Source organism: Sphingomonas sp. BL-S-05, assembly GCF_055521695.1.
Window position 1 is genome coordinate 2,317,381 of record NZ_CM145499.1, and the last position, 19,483, is coordinate 2,336,863.

General features: G+C 66.3%; 13 protein-coding genes and 1 pseudogene. 1 reads left to right on the plus strand and 13 read right to left on the minus strand.

The window, feature by feature from the left end; translation table 11 throughout:
- Positions 1–36: 36 nt before the first annotated feature.
- The 3 genes and pseudogenes from ACZ1JS_RS10855 to ACZ1JS_RS10865 all read right to left on the minus strand — a co-directional run bounded on the left by ACZ1JS_RS10855 (position 37) and on the right by ACZ1JS_RS10865 (position 5,111).
- Positions 37–2,775 carry a TonB-dependent receptor gene (locus ACZ1JS_RS10855; RefSeq protein WP_465166070.1) on the minus strand — a complete coding sequence of 913 codons (2,739 nt, stop codon included), beginning with the start codon at positions 2,773–2,775 and terminating at the stop codon, positions 37–39.
- A 237-nt stretch (positions 2,776–3,012) separates the two neighbouring features.
- Positions 3,013–4,059: pseudogene (locus ACZ1JS_RS10860) on the minus strand (glycoside hydrolase family 43 protein); the annotation flags it as partial.
- Between the two features lie 14 nt (positions 4,060–4,073).
- Complete coding sequence (locus tag ACZ1JS_RS10865; RefSeq protein WP_465166071.1) at positions 4,074–5,111, minus strand: arabinan endo-1,5-alpha-L-arabinosidase; 1,038 nt, start codon at positions 5,109–5,111, stop codon at positions 4,074–4,076.
- 544 nt (positions 5,112–5,655) lie between these two features.
- Here ACZ1JS_RS10865 and ACZ1JS_RS10870 point away from each other — a divergent pair.
- Positions 5,656–7,998 (plus strand): beta-L-arabinofuranosidase domain-containing protein, encoded by a 2,343-nt coding sequence (locus tag ACZ1JS_RS10870; RefSeq protein WP_465166072.1) that lies wholly within the window; start codon positions 5,656–5,658, stop codon positions 7,996–7,998.
- Here the strand turns inward: ACZ1JS_RS10870 and copD are convergent.
- The 10 genes from copD to ACZ1JS_RS10920 form a co-directional block, all read right to left on the minus strand.
- On the minus strand, positions 7,995–8,843 hold the full coding sequence (copD, locus tag ACZ1JS_RS10875) for a copper homeostasis membrane protein CopD (RefSeq protein WP_465166073.1): 849 nt from the start codon (positions 8,841–8,843) through the stop codon (positions 7,995–7,997). The genes ACZ1JS_RS10870 and copD overlap by 4 nt on opposite strands.
- 2 nt (positions 8,844–8,845) lie before the next feature.
- On the minus strand, positions 8,846–9,211 hold the full coding sequence (gene copC, locus ACZ1JS_RS10880) for a copper homeostasis periplasmic binding protein CopC (RefSeq protein ID WP_465166074.1): 366 nt from the start codon (positions 9,209–9,211) through the stop codon (positions 8,846–8,848).
- Positions 9,212–9,335: 124 nt separating this feature from the next.
- A complete protein-coding gene (locus tag ACZ1JS_RS10885; protein ID WP_465166075.1) occupies positions 9,336–10,268 on the minus strand; it encodes a 2-hydroxyacid dehydrogenase in 933 nt (310 codons plus the stop codon).
- An 11-nt stretch (positions 10,269–10,279) separates the two neighbouring features.
- Positions 10,280–12,472, minus strand: a complete 2,193-nt coding sequence (locus ACZ1JS_RS10890; protein WP_465166076.1) for a TonB-dependent siderophore receptor — start codon at positions 12,470–12,472, stop codon at positions 10,280–10,282.
- A 213-nt stretch (positions 12,473–12,685) separates the two neighbouring features.
- Positions 12,686–13,840, minus strand: coding sequence for a M20 aminoacylase family protein (locus tag ACZ1JS_RS10895; RefSeq protein ID WP_465166077.1), 1,155 nt, complete (start codon positions 13,838–13,840; stop codon positions 12,686–12,688).
- Positions 13,841–13,862: 22 nt separating this feature from the next.
- A complete protein-coding gene (locus tag ACZ1JS_RS10900) occupies positions 13,863–14,357 on the minus strand; it encodes an Lrp/AsnC family transcriptional regulator (protein ID WP_242116998.1) in 495 nt (164 codons plus the stop codon).
- Positions 14,358–14,395: 38 nt separating this feature from the next.
- Entirely contained in the window at positions 14,396–15,772 is a 1,377-nt protein-coding gene (locus ACZ1JS_RS10905) for an aminotransferase class III-fold pyridoxal phosphate-dependent enzyme (protein ID WP_465166078.1), read from the minus strand.
- A 175-nt stretch (positions 15,773–15,947) separates the two neighbouring features.
- A complete protein-coding gene (locus ACZ1JS_RS10910; protein WP_465166079.1) occupies positions 15,948–17,015 on the minus strand; it encodes a tartrate dehydrogenase in 1,068 nt (355 codons plus the stop codon).
- Positions 17,012–18,436: an NAD-dependent succinate-semialdehyde dehydrogenase gene (locus tag ACZ1JS_RS10915; protein WP_465168675.1), complete on the minus strand. Its 1,425-nt coding sequence runs from the start codon at positions 18,434–18,436 to the stop codon at positions 17,012–17,014. The genes ACZ1JS_RS10910 and ACZ1JS_RS10915 overlap by 4 nt, the downstream gene beginning before the upstream one ends.
- A gap of 41 nt (positions 18,437–18,477) precedes the next feature.
- Positions 18,478–19,383, minus strand: a complete 906-nt coding sequence (locus ACZ1JS_RS10920; protein ID WP_465166080.1) for a GNAT family N-acetyltransferase — start codon at positions 19,381–19,383, stop codon at positions 18,478–18,480.
- Between the last annotated feature and the right edge of the window lie 100 nt (positions 19,384–19,483).

Here is a 19,483-nt window from a genome sequence, read left to right on the forward strand (position 1 = left end):
GGTTCGGTTCGTCCGTAACAGATGTGAAGGGCATCGTCAGAACCGCGACCGTAGCGTGATGCCGTAGGTACGGGGTTCGGCAAGATAGGAGGAGGTCACCGCATTGCCGACGCCGAAGGCGGGCGCGCCGAAGGCCGTCACCTGCGACACGCTGCCCAGCCCCTGGAACGGCGCGGCAAAGGCGACCTGCTGATAATCGGTATCGAGGATATTCTGTCCCCAGAACTCGATCGCCCAGCGCTGTTCGGGACCGCGCAGGCCGATGCGGGCGTTCATCAGGAAGAAGCCGTCGAGCCGCTTTTCGGCGAACAAATCCGATCCGGTATTATAGTCGCTGGTCAGGCGGCTATCGACATAGAACAGCGCGCTGAGGTTGCGGCCGACCGGCGGGGTCCACACCGCCGAGTTGGTGATGGTGTGGCGCGGTGCGTTCGACATCTGGTTGCCCGGCAACAGGAACAAGGCGGCGTTCAGCGGCTCGCCCGCCTCGCTGCCGACCAGATTGTCGCGATACTGGGTATGGGCATAGGTATAGCCGATATTGAACGCCACATCCCGCGCAGGATAGGCGCCGGCCTCGAATTCGAAGCCCTGCGTCACCACACCGGCACCTACCTTGCCAGAACACTGACCGGTCACCGAGTTGTTGTCGCGATCGGCACCGGCCAGCGACTGGTCGCACGAACTGATATTCTGGACGATGAAATTGGTGCCGTTGAAGGTGTTCAGCTGGAAATTGCGGAACGCCGATCGGAACGCGGCAAGGTTCGCCGTGAACTTCGCCGAGCTGTATTTGACGCCGATTTCCAGCGCCTGCACCGTTTCCGGGTCGAAGCGCAGGTTGCGCGCCGATGCCGCCGTCGGCGTGGTGAACACCGTCGCCGACAGGTCGGACCGGTCGAGATTGTAGCCGCCCGCCTTGTACCCGCGCGCATAGGATGCGTAGAGCAGCGTGCTCGGCACCGGTTTCCACGACAGCACGGTCGTGCCGGTCACCTGCCCTTCGCTCAGCTTGTCGCGGATCGGCACGCCGGTCAGCGCTGCGGTCGAATTGCCCGTGCAGGTCAGGGTGACGATGCCCGCCGCGAGCGACCGGAGAGTCGCGTTGCTGCTGCCGAGCAGCGGCGCCATCGCCGCCTGCTGGCTGGGACAGACGGTGTTGTTGTTGACGAAGCTGGCGTTCAGCGACTTCTGTTCATGCGTATAGCGCAGACCGCCGGTCAGGCTGAGCGTATCGGTCACCTTGAAGATATTGTGGGTGAAGAACGCATAGTTGCTGCTGGTCTGGTCATAGACGTCGCGCACGCTGCCGAGATCGTTGAGCGTGCTCAGCCGGTCGATCGCGCCGATGATCTGCGGCCCGACCGCCGGGGTCAGCGCGGCGCGGCCGGCAGTGCTGAGGCAGCCGCTCGCCGCCGGATTGCGCAGCGCCGCCAGCGGATTGATCGTCGCCACGACCCGGCATGCGGCGAACGCGCCATATTGGGTACCGAAGCGGAGATTATCGACGACCGCCAGATTTTCGTGCGCGTAATAGCCGCCGACCATCCAGTCGAGACGGTTGTTGAACAGCCCGCCGCTCAACCGCGTTTCCTGCGTGAAGGTATGGAATTCGCGATAGGCGTTCCCGTCATCGGGGCGATAGCCGATGTCGACATTGCCGTAATCGACGTCGGCCGCGCCACCCGCCTTATATTCGCGATACGCGCTGATCGAGATGAGTTGGAGGTTGGAGAAGGTCCAGCCGATACGCGCCGACGCGCCGTAATCGGTGGTGATGTTGCCATAGGCCCGCCCGCGCGTGTTGGCGATGCGGCGGTTATACGGATCGCCGTCGCTGGGCAGCACCCCGCCCAGGCTTTGCAGGATCGACACGATGCGGTTCTGTGCCGACGGGGTATAATCCCCCGCGACACCCGGCGTCGGATCGATCTTTTCCTGCGTATCGATATAGACCGCGCCGCAACACTTTTCGTCGCGATGGGTGTAGTCGCCGATCAGCCGGATCGAGAAATTGTCGACCGGTTTGAAGAACAGCTGCCCGCGCACGAAATAGCGGTTGCGGTCGTTGTAATCGGTGTCGTTGACGACATCGCGGTAGAATCCGTCGCGCTTGCCGACCACCCCGTCGACGCGGAACGCCAGCTTGTCCTTGACGATCGGCCCGGTCAGCGCGCCGGCCAGCCGCACCGCGTTGAAATTGCCATAGCTCGCCTCGCCATAGCCCCCGAAGGTGAACGAGGGATATTTGGTGTAGATGCTGATCGCGCCCGCCGACGAATTGCGTCCCGACAACGTGCCCTGCGGCCCGCGCAGTACTTCGATCCGCTCGACCTCGCCCAGATCGTTGAGGCCCGAACCGGTGCGGCTGCGATAGACGCCGTCAATGAACACCGCGACCGAGCTTTCGAGACCGGGATTGTCACCGACCGTGCCGATGCCGCGCAGGCGTGCCGCAGCATTGGCTTCGGATCCGGTCGAGGACACGATCAGCGATGGCGACAATTGTGCCATCTGGCGAATGTCGGTCGCGCCCGAATTCTGAAGTGCGGCGGTGCTGTAGGCGCTGACCGCGATCGGCACGTTCGACAGGCGCTGCGAACGCCGAGTCGCGGTGACGACGATGTCGGAGGTGTTGGTCGATTCTTGCTCGCCGGGTTTCGCCTCGGGCTTGTCGCCCTTGGTCGTCACGACTCCGCGCAATCCCTGCGCTGCCGCCGGTGCCGACGCCACCACAGTGGCGGTCGCCGCCAACAGAACTCCCAACTTCCGCATCAACGCTCCCCCACCCGGCAATACTGCCCGCAGGGGAGTCAATAGATCGGGAGCGGATACCAGATAGTTAACGCGAAAGACGCCAAAGGCCCGTTCCGAAGACAAGGACGGATCGAAGCGAGTGGGCCGTGTATTGCCCGGACACTGTTCTGCGTCGCGTCTTCGCCAACGCAAATCGGCCCGGCAACGCATGGCTGCCGGGCGCATGATCGATCGGTTCCGCGTCGTTCAGACCCGCAGCGGCCCGTTGGCGGCGGGCGGTTCGAACTGGGGTACGCCGTCCGCATCGTAGCGGATCGGCTGGACCCGGGTGTGGCGATTGGGATCGAACAGCGGGTCGCCGGTGATCTTTTCATAATCTCGGGCGTGGAAGACCAGCATGTCGCGACCGCGTTCGTCGACGGTGAAGCTGTTATGGCCGGGACCGAATATCTTGCGGGCCGGATCGGTCTTCATCACCGGCTGGGGCGACTTGGTCCATGCCGCCGGGTCCATGATGTCGGCATCGTCGCGCGCGGTCAGCATGCCCAGACAGTAGCGCGCGTCGGTGGCACTCGCCGAATAGGTCATGAACAGCCGCCCGTTGCGCGCGAGCAGCGCCGGAGCCTCGGCAACCTTGTAGCCGCGAATCTCCCATGGCAGCGTCGGCACGGTCAACCGCGCGGGCTTGGCGGCCAGCGTCAGCGGCGTCGCGAGCGGGGCGAGATACAGGTTCGAATTCGTCTCGATCCCCGGCTCGCGCTGCGCCCATGCCAGATAGCGGGTGCCGCGATGTACGAAGCTGGTCGAATCGAGGTTGAAGCTGTCCCACGGCGTTTCCAGCTGCCCCAGCACCGACCAGTTGCCGGTCATCGGATCGGGACCGTCGCACACCACCGCATAGGTGCGGATGCGGAACACGTCCTCGCCGCCGCCGCTGGGACCGGCGGCGAAGTACATGATCCACTTGCCGTCGATCTGGTGCAGTTCGGGCGCCCACAGGAAGCCGGAGCGCGGCCCCGACGCCTCGTGCCGCCACAGGACCTTTTCCTGCGCGTTCGTCAGCCCGCCGATCGTCTTCGCCCGGCGCAGTACCAGCCGGTCATATTCGGGCACCGACCCGGTCAGATAATACCAGCCATCGATGTGGCGAAACACCTGCGCATCGGCGCGGTTCTTGACCAGCGGATTGACGATGCCGGCCGTGCCTCCGCGACGCCGCTGCGCCCATGCGGGGACTGCGCTCGCGGCACCGGCGGCGGCCACCCCGCCCAGAAACAGGCGGCGGGACAGGGCTTCGTTCATCGGCATTCTCTCCTTCACTGTGCGGTCGGCCAGCCATCGCCACCCCATGTCAGGGTCGCGATCCGCAGGGTCGGCGCACCGGCATTTTCCTTGTCGTAAGCGTGATAGACGATGCGATCGATCCGGTCCTGCCCACGGTAATGACCGGCATGGCCGGGTCCGCGATACCGGCCCTTCTCCTCCAGATCGGCGCGCAGCAACACCGTACCACCGCCGGCCAGCATCGAACTGCCATCCTTGCCCAGATAGGGTCCGGCGATCGTCTTCGACCGGCCGATCACGGTGTAATAGGTGCTGTTCACGCCCTTGCAGCAATAGTCGTAGCTGGCGATCAGCCAGTAATATCCGCCGCGTTCGAAGATATAGGGCGCTTCGATGATCGACGGCGCCCCGGCGGGCACCGGGCGACTGGCGAGCGCCAGCGGCTTTGCCCCGGGGTTCAGCGGCTTGCCGGTCTGGGGGTTCAGTTCGACCAGCTTCAACCCGCTCCAGAAGCTGCCGAACGACAGCCAGTGGCGACCGGACCTGTCGACGACGAATGCCGGGTCGATCGCGTTATACGCATCACCCGGCACCGATCGCAGCACCATCCCTTCGTCGCGCCAGCGATAGCCGGGTGCCCGTGGATCCAGTGTCACGTTGGTGGCGAGGCCGATCGCCGAACGGTTCGATCCGAAGGTCGAGACCGAATAATAGAGGCGATAGCGGCCGTTCACGAACGAGATGTCGGGCGCCCAAAGATTGCGCGCGCCTGGTATCGCCTTCACCGCCCAGTCGGGCAGCTTGGCGAAGGGCGGCGTGCCCGCCTGCCAATGGACCAGATCGTTGGAGGTCCGCTCGGCGATCAATCCTTGCCCGTCGCGACCGATGCCGGTCGAAAAGACGTGCCATGTCGCCCCCTGCCGGATCAGCACCGGATCATGGACCGGGCGGATATCCCCCTCCGGAGCAGCGGTCTGCGCGCCCCCCACCCCGGCGAGCGACAGCGCGGCGACCGACAGCAGCGAGCGTGCGACGCCGATGGTAGCGCGCCACCGGCCGGCCATCGGCATGTCAAATCCGATGATCGTGGTTCTGTGGTTCCGTCGTCCGCGACCGGCCATGGAACGCCTGCGCAGAGGTACCAGGCTCGCATCCGGCCCGTTTGCGGCACTCATAGCTGCAACGACCAAGCGATAGCGGTTGCCGACACTGGTATTTCTGCCGCGATAACCACGGTATCCTCCCCGATCCGGCAACAAACTTATACTCAGACAATTATCGTGGCGTTTTGGGAACGCAATAGAGCCGACACGAATTTTTTCAGAATGTCAGTTGGCCGCAATCGGCAGCGGGCATCCAGTTCAAGCCCATACGGGAACGGTTGCTTTCCGCAAAACCCCGAATCCCATGTTCGGCGGATACAAAGCCCACCGCCGTACCAGTCGCCATGATAGCGATACCAACCAAAAGAACGCAGCGTTGCAGGTTGACCGATACGATAAAGTCAGACAATTTCGATCGGAAGAGGATTAAAAACAGAAACGTCAGTCAGGACTAGCAATGTCGAACCACGTCACGTCTCCGCCCCCGCGCTGCGCCGGAACCGTCCGGCAAATGACCGTTAGTCGACGCAGCCTGCTGATCGGCGCCAGCCTGATGCCGTTCGGCGCATCGGCGCTGGCCGCGACTCCGGCGATCCGTCGAGCGGAACCGGTCCCGGCGCGATTCGTGACGTTGCAGCCCTCGCCCTTCGCCGATGCGTTCGCCGCGAACCGTCGCTACCTGCTCGACCTCGACCCCGAACGACTGCTGCACAATTTCTACGTCTCGGCCGGGCTGCCCGCGCCCAAGCCGGTTTATGGCGGCTGGGAAGCGCAGGGGATTGCCGGGCACAGCCTTGGCCATTGGCTGTCGGCCTGCGCGCTGACCGTCGCCAATAGCGGCGATGCGGCGATCGCGACGCGGCTGGACCATGCGTTGCAGGAAATGGCGCGGATACAGGCGGCGCATGGCGACGGCTATGTCGGTGGCACCACCGTCGAACGCGATGGGAAGACCGTCGACGGCAAGATCGTGCTCGAGGAACTGCGCCGTGGCGACATCCGCAGCGGCGGGTTCGACCTCAACGGCGGCTGGGTACCGCTCTATACGTGGCACAAGGTCCATGCCGGGCTGATCGACGCGCATGTGCTGGCGGGCAACAAGCGGGCGATGCCGGTGCTGCTCGGCATGGCCGGCTATCTGGCCGGCGTGCTCGAACCGCTGTCCGACGAACAGATGCAGCGCATCCTGGCCGCCGAACATGGTGGGCTGAACGAAAGCTATGCCGATACCTATGCGCTGACCGGCGATGCCCGCTGGCTGCGCATGGCGGAGAAGATCCGGCACAAGGCGGTGCTCGACCCGCTGACCGCGCAGCAGGACAGGCTCGCCGGGCTGCACGCCAATACGCAGATTCCGAAGGTGATCGGCCTTGCCCGACTGCACGAACTGACCGGCGCACCGGCGCATGCGACCGCCGCGCGCTTCTTTCACCAGCGGGTGACCGGGCATCACAGCTATGTGATCGGCGGCAATTCGGAACGCGAACATTTCGGCCAGCCCGACCAACTGTCGAAGCGGCTGGGCGAAGCGACGTGCGAGGCATGCAACAGCTACAACATGTTGAAGCTGACCCGGCACCTCTATGGCTGGCAGCCCGAGGCGCGCTGGTTCGATTATTATGAGCGCGTCCAGATCAATCATATGCTCGCCCATCAGCGGCCGCGCGACGGGCGCTTTGTCTACTTCATGCCGCTGGCGGCGGGCGCGCGGCGGACCTATTCCAGCCCCGACGACAGTTTCTGGTGCTGCGTCGGGTCGGGCATGGAAAGCCATGCCAAGCACGCCGATTCGATCTGGTGGCAGGATGCCGACACGCTGTACCTGAACCTGTTCGTGCCCTCGAAGCTCGACTGGAGCGAGCGTGGGCTGGCGGTCGATCTGGACACTGCAATGCCATTGCAGGGGTCGGCGACGCTGACGGTACGGCGCGCACCGCGCGGGCGTCAGGCGATCGCGATCCGCCTGCCCGGCTGGGCGAAGGATCCGGTGGTGGCGCTCAACGGACAGGCGATCGCGCCGACGCTGCGAAACGGCTATGCGGTGATCGATCGCCGGTGGCGCGCGGGCGACAGGGTCGCGCTGACGCTGCCGATGACGCTGGCCGCCGAACCGACGCCCGACGATCCGACGATCGTCGCCTTCACCTATGGCCCGCTGGTGCTGGCCGCCGATATGGGCAGCGAAGCGCAGCCGTTCGACAGTACCGGCCCGGCACTGGTCAGCGACGGCGCGATCGCCGACAGCCTGACGCCCGCCGGCGACAATCGCTTCACCGCGACCGGCGCGCTGGGCGAGGCGCTGACGTTCCGGCCCTTCTATTCGCAATGGGACCGGCGAACGGCGGTATATCTGCCGACCTTCACCAGCGACCGCTGGGCGGCGGCGCGGGGCGACTATGTACAGGCCCAGGCGGAAGCGCGCGCGCTCGGACGGCGCACCGTCGACACGCTGTATATGGGTGAGATGCAGCCCGAGCGCGACCATCAGGTGGCACCGGGCGGCAGCGAGGTCGTCAACTGGTCGGGCCGGTCGGCCCGGCGGATTAAGCCGGGTCAGACGCTGTCGATGACGCTGGCGCGGCGGCCGGGACCGGCGGTGCTGCGGCTGCTGATCTGGGGCCGCGACGTCGATCGTGCGGTCGATATCGCGATCGACGGTGCGCCGCTGGCGACCGCGACGCACAAGGGGCCGGCGGCGGACCGGTTCGTGGCGCTCGACTATCCGATCCCGTCGGCGGGCGCGCAGGGGCGACCGGACGCGAAGGTCGATCTGACCGCGAAGAAGGGCGATGCGGTGATTTACGAAGTGCGGATGCTGACCGCCGAGGATGCCGCGCCGGTGACGGCAGTTTAGGACATTGCCGAAACCGGCGGTTCGAGCGTCCCGGCCCAGCCGATCAGCAGCACGATCAGCACGCCGGCGGCGAACTCGGTCGACAGGCTGATCCTGAGCGCGCGCAGGTCGCCGCTGGCGGTCAGGCGCGGCGTCAGCACGAAGCGGTTGGCGGCGGCGAGCGCCAGCATCAGCGCGAACAGCGCCAGCTTGGCGAGTAGCAACTGTCCGTACAGGCTGGTGCCGAGCCGCGCGAGGCCGTCGATGCCGACCAGCATCGCGGCGTTGACGATGCCGGTCAGCACGATCGCGGCGACGATCGCCGTTCCCATGCCGGCAAAGTCGGCCAGCGCCCCGGCGGCCTGCGGCGATCGCCGAACCGCAAGGGTGACGAACACCGCCAGCGCACCGATCCATGCCCCCGCCGCCAGCAGATGGACGATGTCGGCGATCAGGTGCAACCGGCCGGCCACCCCCTCTTCCATCGCGCCATGGCCGTTCCACGCCAGCGTGGCACTGGCCACCGCCGCCAGCAGCGCGACGGGCGTGAAGCGCGGCTGCGGCACGAGCAATGCTATGAGCATCACGAGCAACGCGGCGCTACGAACGAGGAAGGCGGTACCGGGCGTCGTATCGCGCACCAGCATCAGCAGCAGGTCGCGGTCGACCGATGCCACCCCCGCCCCGGTCATCGCCGCCGCCAGCAGGACGAAGGCGACGCCCGACAGCAGCAGCGCGGCCACGGTCGCGATGACCAACGCCCGGCGCGTGACCAGCTGCCGGCGCGCGAACCATGCCAGCCCGAACGTCGCCGGCAACACCGCCAGCAACAGGCCGCGCACGACGATGAGCGGCCCGTCGCCCACGGTCAGCCGACCGTGATGGTGTAGCTGCCGGTCACCCGGTGGGTGTCGGACGACACGACGTGCCAGTCGACGCGGTAGCTGCCGCGCGGCAGCGGGCGGGCCAAAGTCAGCACCAGCGAGCTGCCGTCATCGCCGACCTTCGCGGTGGCGGGAATGCGGTGCGGGCCCATGCCCGGCATCGGCAACATCGTCAGTTCCGCGCCCGACAGCGGCGCGACCAGCTTTTCGGAAAAGGTCAGCGTCAGCGTCTTGGGCGCGACCGCGACCTTCGCTTCGGCGGCCGGGGTCGCCGATACGAGCTTGGGATGGGCGAGCGCCGGGGTGGCGAGCAGGGCGGCAACAGCGAAACCGGTCAGGACGTGACGCATGGACGGAAACCTCCGAAATGGGGACGGCGAACCACCGTCTGCTTGACTGTACGCAGGCGGGGCGATCGCCCCTCATTCGATCGTTTTGCCGCGCGAACCGGCTCCCCGGACGCAAGCAAGGCGATCAGTAACCGGCGCTGCGATCGACCAGCCCCGGGGGTACGGTCCCGGCGCGATGGGCGAGGATCGCCGCCGCCACCGCGCGCGCGCCGCCATCGATATCGGTCTCGGCGGCGACGTGCGGGGTCAGCACGACCCTTGGGTGACGCCACAGTGGATGATCCGGCGGCAACGGTTCGGGTTCGGTGACGTCGAGCATCGCCGCCGCGACCTGACCTGTCTCGAGCGCGGCGAGCAGCGCCCCCTGGTCGAGATGCCCGCCCCGCCCCATGTTCACGATGGCAGCGCCGTGTGGCAATCGGGCAAAGGTCGCGGCGTTCAGGATATGGCGCGTCGCCGGGGTCAGCGGCAGCGCACAGATCAATATGTCGCTGATCGCCAGCACGTCGGGCAGCGCGTCGGCGCCATGGTGGCAATCGATACCGGGCAGATCGCGCGGGCGCCGGCTCCACCCGGTCACCGGAAAGCCGAGCGCCGCGATCTGCGTCGCGATCGCCCCGCCCATCGCGCCAAGGCCGAGGACGGTCACCCGCCGCGCCCCCTTGGCACTCACCGCCTGCGGCGCCCATTGCCCGGCACGCTGTGCCATCAGATAGTGCGGCAGGTCGCGGTGCAGCGCCAGCACCGCCAGCGTCGCGTAATCGGCCATTTCGGCGACCAGTCCGGGTTCGACCGTGCGGACCAGCGCGACATGATCGGGAAGGGCATCGGCACGCAACTGGTCGACACCCGCCCCGACCGAGAACACCATCGTCAGGTTCGGCAGCATGGCGAACAGGTCGTCGGGTGGCGCCCACGCCGCGACATGGGTGATCGCCGCCGGATCCCCCATGTCGGGCCATAGCCGTACCGTCAGCCCGGGCACCAGCCGGGGGAGCAGCGTCTGCCACCGCTCCCCGCGCGCCGGCGTTCCCAGATGGAGCAGGACGGGGTCCATCGTCCGTCCGCTCAATAGGAATAGCCGACCCGGACCATGAACTGGCGCGGTGCGCCGGGCAGCGTCCACAGCCGCGAATAGGAGCTGGGGAAATAATGTTCGTCGAACAGGTTCGTCACCTCGCCCGACACGCGCAGCCGTTCGTTCGGTTCGTACGACGCCATGACGCGGGTCAGCGTATATCCCGGCAGATAATAGAATTCGCCGTTCGCGAAGCGGAAGCCCGTCTCGCCCAGCCGCTTGCCGACATAGTTGACGCCCGCACCCAGCGTCAGGCGGCTGCTGCCGATGTCGAAATCCTTGAACAGCAGCGCGCTGCCGCTGTTCTTGGGGATGTTGAGCAACGGATCGCCTTCGCGCAGGCCGAAGCCGAAATTGGGGTCCAGCGCGTCCGCGGCGACTTCCGCGTCGATATAGGCGTAGTTCAGCTGCACGCGGAAACCGGCCGGCAGGTTGCCCGACAGTTCCGCCTCGACGCCCTTGCTGCGCGCCTTGCCGACCGCCAGCGAGAAGTTGGCGTTGACCGGGTCGGCGGTCAGCACGTTGTTCTTGGTCGTCTTGAAGAAGGCGAGCGTTCCGGTCAGCCGCTTGCGCAGCAGCGACACCTTCGCCCCGGCCTCGTACGAAACGGTGCGTTCGGGTTCGAAGGCGTTGTTGTTCGCATCGGTCCCGTTGTTCGGGCGGAAGCCGCGCCCGTAATTGGCGTAGATCGAGACGTTATCGCCGAACAGATAGGTCGCGCCGACCGACGGGCTGAACGCCGTCTTCTCCTGCATCGTGCGACGCGCGGCGACACGGTCGTCGACAATCTGTTCGAAATTGTCGAAGCGGCCGCCGAACCGGACCTTCAGCGCATCGGTCACATCGACCTGATCCTGCAGATAGGTACCCCAGCTATTCTGCCGTTCCAGATAGCTCTGGAACCGGCCAGGGGTGGGCAGCTTGCCATAGACCGGATCGAAGATGTCGATGCGGTTGCCGAGCACCAGGTTCCCCGCGGTCTGCGACGCCACGGCGGGCGGGCGATAGCGGTTCTGGACGACGTCGAGTTGATAATCGTCCCAGTCGGCACCGATGATCATGTGATGCTGCAGCGGCCCGGTCGAGAACTTGCCGCTGACTTCGCCGCGGAAGGTCAGGTCGGTGGTCGCATAGTCGCGTTCGCGGCGCTGACGCGACAGGGTGATGCCATCGGTATAGATACGCTGGCGACCGGCGGCGAGTTCGGCTTCGGTCGATACGCCGCGGAAGAAGGTGTCGCGATAGCCGACGCCGAGCACCAGCGACCAGTCGGGGCTGAAATCATGTTGCAGCTGCGCCTGATGGCCCATGGCGCGGACATGGACCGGGCCATCGCCCGGTTCGCCGAAAAAGCGTTCGCGCGGCACCAGCTTCAGGTCGCCGGTCGGCGCGACGATGCCACGGTCGAACACGACCTTCTGGTCGATATATTCGAATTCATAGCTGATCGAGCTGTCCTGCCCGAGCTTGGCGAGGATCGACGGGGTGACCGTCACCTTTTCGCTCGACAGGAAATCGCGAAAGCTGTCGGCGGACTCGGCGGCACCGGTCACGCGCACCGCGACCCGGTCCGACAACGGCACGTTGAAATCGCCTTCGCTGCGGAAATTATTGTAGCTGCCCGCCGACAGGATCAACCCGCCATGCAGGTCGAAGCCGGGCTTCTTGGTGATGATGTTGACCGTGCATCCCGGTTCGCCGCGCCCGAACAGCGAGGAGTTCGGTCCCTTGAGCACCTGCACCTGCTGCACGTTCGACGTGTCGCGCGCGCCGCCATAGCCGCGGGCGGCGTTGAACCCGTTGACCAGATAGTTGCTGCCGGCACCTTCGTCGCCGGTGAACCCGCGACAGGCGAACACATCGAACAGGCCGCCGAAATTATTCTGCCGGGCGATGCCGGTCGCGAAGTCGAGTGCGTTGTCGAGCCGGGTGATCCCGGCATCCTTCAACGTTTCCATCGACAGAACCTGGATGCTCTGCGGCACCTCGATCGTCGGTACGTTGGCGACATATTGCTGGCGCACGCCCTGAACGACGATCTCGTCCTGTTGCGGCTCACCCTCCCCTTCGGGAGCGGCGGTCGCAGCGGCTGCGGCGACCGCAACCTCCTGTGCCGATGCGGCAGCAGGTGCCAGAAGCGCCAGATTGGCGGCGCTGAAGAAAAGCAGATGTCGGTTGCGCATTTGAACCCCCAAGCGTGAAACGGCTATCGCGTCGTCCTCGACCTGGCAGCGTCTCGATCTTCGTTCCGGTGCCTATGCCCCGGCGGATCGATGTAGCGCCACCTCTGCGGCACCTGCATCATGATGGGGAGCTTCAAGCATTTTGTTGCGAAGCTATGACAGCTTCGGAACGAAATGCGGGTTTAGGCGTGACGCGCCCATGCATTCATGCCGTCAGGTCGTGGGAAGCTGCGTCCGTGCCAGTTCGGCGAACCACGCGATGCCGATCGGCGTCACCGCGTCGTTGAAGTCATAGGCCGGGTGGTGGAGCGCGGCGACATGCGATTCGTCGCGCTGCCCCATCCAGAGATAGGCGCCGGGCCGGGCCTGCAACATGAAAGCGAAGTCTTCGGAGGTGAAGGCCGGTGCCGGCGCTTCCGCCGCGTCGCCGCACACCGCCCGTGCCGCCGCCAGCGCGATCGCCGCGCTTTCCGCGTCGTTCACGGTCGCCGGATAATAGCGGACATAGTCGACGTCGATCCGCGTCTCGCTCGATCGCGCGACGCCTTCGCACATCTGGCGCAGCGATTCTTCGATCCGGTCCTGTACGGCCGGCGAAAAGGTGCGGACGGTGCCGGTCAGCGTCACCGACGCCGGGATGACGTTGTGCGAATCGCCGCCATGGACCTTCGTCACCGACAGGACCGCGCTTTCGGTCGGGGGCAGGCGGCGGGAGACGATCGTGTGGAGCTGCTGAACCAACGTCGCCGCCGCCAGGATCGCATCGGGCGTCTGGTGCGGCATGGCGGCATGACCGCCCTTGCCCGAAATGGTGATCTCGAACCGGTCGGCGGCGGCCATGATCGGCCCCGGCCGGGTCCGGGCACTGCCCAGCGGCAGGTCGGGCCAGTTATGCAGCGCGAACACCCGGTCGCACGGGAAGCGATCGAACAGACCGTCGCGCACCATCGCGTCGGCGCCGCCCTGCCCTTCCTCGGCCGGCTGGAAGATGAAATGGATCGTGCCCGAAAAGTCGCGCGTCTTCGCCAGATGCCGGGCGGCGCCGATCAGCGTCGCACTGTGCCCGTCGTGGCCGCAGCCATGGAACACGCCCGGCGTCTTGCTGGCGTAGGGGAGCCCGGTCTGCTCGGCGAAAGGCAGCGCATCCATGTCGGCGCGAAAGCCGATCGCGCCGTTGCCCGGCCCGTTCCGCAACGTGCCGACCACGCCGGTGCCGCCGATCCCGGTCGCCACCTCCAGCCCGGCGGCGCGCAGCGCCTCGGCGATGATCGCGGCGGTACGGTGTTCCGCGAAACCCAGTTCGGGATGCGCATGCAGGTCGCGGCGCAACGCCGCGAGGTCGGCAAGATCCTGGTCGTCGATACGCATCGTCGGGCGCCTTTCGCGAGGGTTAGCTCCGCTCGTCGAACAGCGCCTCGATCGGGTCGTAGCGTTTCACGATCGGAGATTTGAGTACGATATAGCTGAAATATTTCTCGATTCCGAAATCGCTTTCAAGGATCGATTCGATCAGTTCCTGATATTGCGACACGTTGCGGGTGATGAACTTGACCAGATAGTCGTAACCCCCGCTGACCAGGTGGCATTCGACGACTTCGGGCACGTTGCGCGCGCGTTGTTCGAAGCGCGAGAAGTCGCCGGTCCGGTGATCCTTCAACGTGATCTCGGTAAAGACGGTCAGCGTCTCGCCGAGCTTCGCCAGCGCGACATGCGCGCCATAGCCGGTGATGTATCCCGCCTTTTCCAGCCGCTTGACCCGCGACAGACAGGGGCTTGGCGACAGGCCGACCGCATCGGCCAGATCGACGTTGGTGATCCGCCCGTTGCGCTGCAACTGCGCAAGGATGCGGAAGTCCAATCGATCGAGTTTGGGCGATGGGGTCATGGCAGCGAATCTATCCCGTCATTCCGTAACCGCAACGTCTATCGCAATATTGTGCGAACCTCGGCCAGATCGGCGACCTGATCCAGCGTCCGCGTCAGGCGTTCCAGCAATGCCGCCATATCGGTTTCGTCGCAACTGATCGCGGGGGCGAGGCCGATCGTGCCGTCGGCAAACGCGCGGAAGATGATGCCGTTGGCGTAGCCGGTCCGCGCGAGCTTGTCGGGCAGGCCGATCGCGGGATCGAACCGCGTCTTGCTCGCCTTGTCCGCGACCAGTTCAATGCCCGCCAGCATGCCCGCCTGTCGCACGTCGCCGACCAGCGGATGATCGACCAGCGCCGCCAGCCCTGCCGCGAGTTGCGGCGCGCGGGCGATACCGTTGGCAAGGATGCCGCCTTCGTACAGGTCGAGCACGGCCAGCGCGACGGCGGCGGATACGGGGTGCCCCGAATAGGTCGCACCATGGCCGACCGGCAGGTGGTTGTCGGGACCATCGGCGATGCCGGCATAGATTTCGTCGGTCATCAGCACCGCGCCCATCGGCACGTAACCGGCGGTCAGCCCCTTGGCGAGCGTCATCAGATCGGGGGTGACGCCTTCGGTTTCGCAGGCGAACAGCGGACCCGTACGGCCAAAGCCGGTAATGACCTCATCGGCGACCAGCAGGATGCCCAGTTCGGTGCAGGCGGCACGCATCGCGCTCAGCCAACCCCGGGGCGGGACGATGACGCCGGCCGACCCCTGCACCGGTTCGGCGAAGAAGGCGGCGACATTGTCGGCGCCCAGTTCGGCGACCTTGGCCTTCAGCGCGGCGACGCTGGCGTCGATCACCGCCTGCGGATCGCTGCCGACGCTGTGGCGATAGGGATAGGGTGCCGGAATATGATGCTGCCAGTCGTGCGGCAGGTCGAACAACCGGTGGAAGGCGGGCAGGCCGGTGATCCCCGCCCCGTTCGACGACGACCCGTGATAGCCCTTGTCGAGCGCGATCACCTGTTTCTTGGTCGGGCGGCCCTTCGCGTTCCAGTAGTTGACGATGAAGCGCAGCGCGGAATCGACCGCGTCCGATCCGCCCAAAGAGAAATAGACGCGGTTGAGGCCCGGCGGCGACAGGTCGGCCAACCGCTCGGCGAGGCGGATCGCGGGTTCGCTGGCGAAGGAGAAATAGCCGGTGGCATAGGGCAGCCGCCGCATCTGTTCCGCCGCCGCCTCGACCACGCTTTCATGGCCATAGCCGATATTGACGCACCACAGCCCGGCAAAGGCGTCGAGCAGCCGATTGCCGTCGCCATCGGTCAGATACATGCCCTGACCGCCCGTCAGCACGGTCGCGCCGCGCGCCTCGTGCCCCCGCCATGCGGTGACGGGGTGGATGAGGTGGCGGCGGTCGGCCTCGATCAGCGAATTGGAGAACATGACTGGCCCTGTTTCTGAAGATGGGACCATCTTACGGCGCGTCGGCGGGCGTGGGATGATCGCGCGGGCGGCGTTGCGGGGCCAAGCTGCCGAACTTCGCGAATGTGCGGCAGATTATGCCGCGGCAGGATTTCGACGTCCCCTCCCTTCCTGGAAGAGAGGGGAGTAGAAGGCGTTACCGGATCGCCGCTGCGATCGCCTTCCCGCATTCCACCGTCGACGCCGTACCCTTCAGATCGCGGGTCCGGCCGGTCTCGCTGGCCAGCACCGTCTCGATCGCGGTCACGATCGACTTCGCCGCTGCATGTTCGCCGAAATGGTCGAGCATCATCGCCGCGCACCAGATCTGGCCGACCGGGTTGGCGATACCCTGCCCGGCAATATCGGGGGCCGAGCCATGGACCGGTTCGAACAGCGACGGCACGCTGCGATCGGGGTTGATGTTGCCGCACGGGGCGATGCCGATCGTGCCGGTACAGGCCGGGCCGAGGTCGGACAGGATGTCGCCGAACAAGTTGGACGCGACGACCACGTCGAACCGGTCGGGGTTCATCACGAACTGCGCCGCCAGAATGTCGATATGATATTTGTCGGTGCGGATGTCGGGATAGTCTTCCGCCATCGCCGCGACCCGGCTGTCCCACCACGGCATGGTGATGGCGATGCCGTTCGACTTGGTCGCCGACGTCACATGCTTGGCCGGCCGCTTCTGCGCGAGGTCGAAGGCATAGCGCAGGATGCGGTCGGTACCGATGCGGGTCATCACGGTTTCCTGCAACACGACCTCGCGGTCGGTGCCGGGGAAGGCGGTGCCGCCGATCGCCGAATATTCGCCCTCGGTATTCTCCCGCACGATCATCATGTCGATATCGCCCGGATTGCGGCCGGCTAGCGGACACGGCACACCCGGCATCAGCCGCGCGGGACGCAGATTGACATATTGGTCGTATTCGCGCCGGAACTGGATCAGCGAATCCCACAACGAGATATGGTCCGGCACGGTGTCGGGCCAGCCGACCGCGCCGAAGAAGATCGCATCGACATTGCCGATCCGGGCCTTCCAGTCCTCGGGCATCATCCGGCCGTGGCGGACATAATAGTCGCAACTCGCGAAATCATGCCATTGCTGCTCGACGGTAAAATTATGCACCGACGCCGCCGCCTCGAGCACACGAATACCCTCAGGCACAACTTCCTTGCCGATCCCGTCGCCCGGAATCACCGCAATTCGATAATTGGTCACAGGCCCTTCAATCCCCCCCAGTGAAACGCTTTCGTTTCAAGATATTCGTCGATGCCCTCGCGCCCGCCTTCACGGCCGAGGCCCGACGCCTTGATCCCGCCGAACGGCGACATTTCCATCGCAATCCCGCCGGTGTTCAACCCGACCATGCCGAATTCCAGCGCCTCGCCGACGCGCCATGCGCGGTGCAGGTTCTCGGTGTAGAAGTAGCTGGCGAGGCCGAACGGCGTGGCGTTGGCGAGGTCGATCGCCTCCTGTTCCTGCGTGAAGCGGAAGATCGGAGCGACCGGGCCGAACGTCTCCTCCGACGCCAGCCGCATCTCGGCCGTGGCGCCGGTCAGCACCACCGGTCGGGCGAACCGTTCGTCGTCGCGCGCGCCATCGGGCGCGGCGGCGACCTTCGCGCCCTTCGCCAGCGCATCGGACAGGTGATCGGCGACCTTCTGCGTCGCGGCGGCGTTGATGAGCGGGCCGATCGTCGTCCCCGCATCGCGGCCGTCGCCGACACGCAGCGCCCGCACCGCGTCACCCAGCTTGGCGACGAAGCGGTCGTGGATGCCGTCCTGCACGAGGATGCGGTTGGCGCACACGCAGGTCTGGCCCGCGTTGCGGAACTTCGAAGCCATCGCGCCCGCCACCGCCGCATCGAGATCGGCATCGTCGAACACGATGAACGGCGCGTTGCCGCCCAGTTCGAGGCTCAGCCGCTTCAGCGTATCGGCCGATTGCTGCATCAACAGCGATCCAACGCGGGTCGACCCGGTGAAGGACAGCTTGCGCACCACCGGCGACGTGGTCAGCGCCGCACCGATCGCCTGCGGCAGGCCGGTGACGATGTTGACGACACCCGCCGGGATGCCGGCCCGTTCGGCCAGCTTGCACAGCGCAAGGGCAGTATAGGGGGTCAGTTCGGACGGCTTGATGACGACGGTGCAGCCCGCCGCGAGCGCCGGTGCGACCTTGCGCGTGATCATCGCCGCCGGGAAGTTCCACGGCGTGATCGCGGCACAGACGCCGACCGGTTCGCGCGTTGCCAGGATACGGCGGTCGCTGGTCGGGGCCGGGATGGTGTGGCCGGCGATCCGCCGCCCTTCGTTCGCGAACCATTTCACGAACGACGCGGCATAGCCGATCTCGCCCTTCGCCTCGGCCAGCGGCTTGCCCTGTTCGCCGGTCATGATCGCCGCCAGCGTGTCGGCATGGTCGAGGATCAGCGCATGCCAGCGTTCGAGCAGCGTCGCGCGGTCGTCGGCGGTGCGCCGCTTCCACGCCGGCAGCGCATCGGCGGCGGCGGCGATCGCCGCCTCGGTATCGGCGGCCCCGCCCGCCGGGATGGTGCCGATTACGTCACCAGTCGCGGGGTCGGTCACGTCCAGCGTCGCGCCATCCCGTGCCGCGACCCATTCGCCGCCGATCAGCATCGTTTCGAGCAGCAGCCCGGTGCCGCGCAGGTCGGCGTCGCTCAGCACAGCGCCTGGCTCACGATCGCGAACGCCGTCGCGGGGGCGGTCGCCGGCGCCTCGGCGCCCTTCACCATCGTCACTACCCGCCCGACCCGTACCAGTCCCAGTTCCTCCAGCCATGGTCCCAACCCGCTATTGCCGTGAATGTCGAGCCGGATGAACTCGCCGCTGCGCGACCCGATCCACTGCGCGATCAGCGCCTGTGCGCGCACCATGTCGGGGGCGATGACCGGACCGACGACATAGCCGCGCCCGAACCGGCGGAACAGCGCGACCCCGGTCACGTCGTCGCCTTGGGTCAGCACCACGCCATGCGCCCGGTCGCGCAGCACAGTCATGACCGTCGGACGATCCAGCCCGCTGCCGGCGCGGACCAGCGCATCGACCACCGCCCCGTCGCGCTCGCCCATCGGGCGGATGCGTTCGCCGGGGCCGAGCGGAACCAACGGCGCCTGGAACGCCGCGCCCTGATGCTGCAATATCTCGCCGATGCCGGTGAAGCCCAGCTTGCGATAGAGCGGCAGTCCGTCTTCAGTCGCGTTCAACTGGACCGTCGCATCGCCGCCCAGCGCCTCCGCAATCTGGTCGAGCACCGATTCCATCACGATTCGGCCAATGCCCGCCCCGCGATGCCGCCGCGACACGATGACCATGCCGAGCGTCGCGACCTTCGGTCCCGCGCGCCACCACATGGTGGTGCCGACGATTTCGCCGCCCAGTTCGGCGACGGTGCCGGTGCCGACCGCCAGCATGTCCGAGAGATCCTCGGCCCGATGCGGCCATTGCTCGGCCTTCGACAGCGCATGGAGTTCGGGGATATCGTCCTGCGTCATCGCCCGCAGGCGCATCGTCCGGCTTTCGGCCGGCAGGGGATCGGCACTTGTCTGCATCGTCTCGCGTTCCATCGCTATCCTCACACCATGGTGTAGCCGGACAAGCGGCGCAGGAGGTGCCGCGCCGCCGGGCAGCCGGCATCTTATCGCGCATAAATCGGCCACCCGCCGG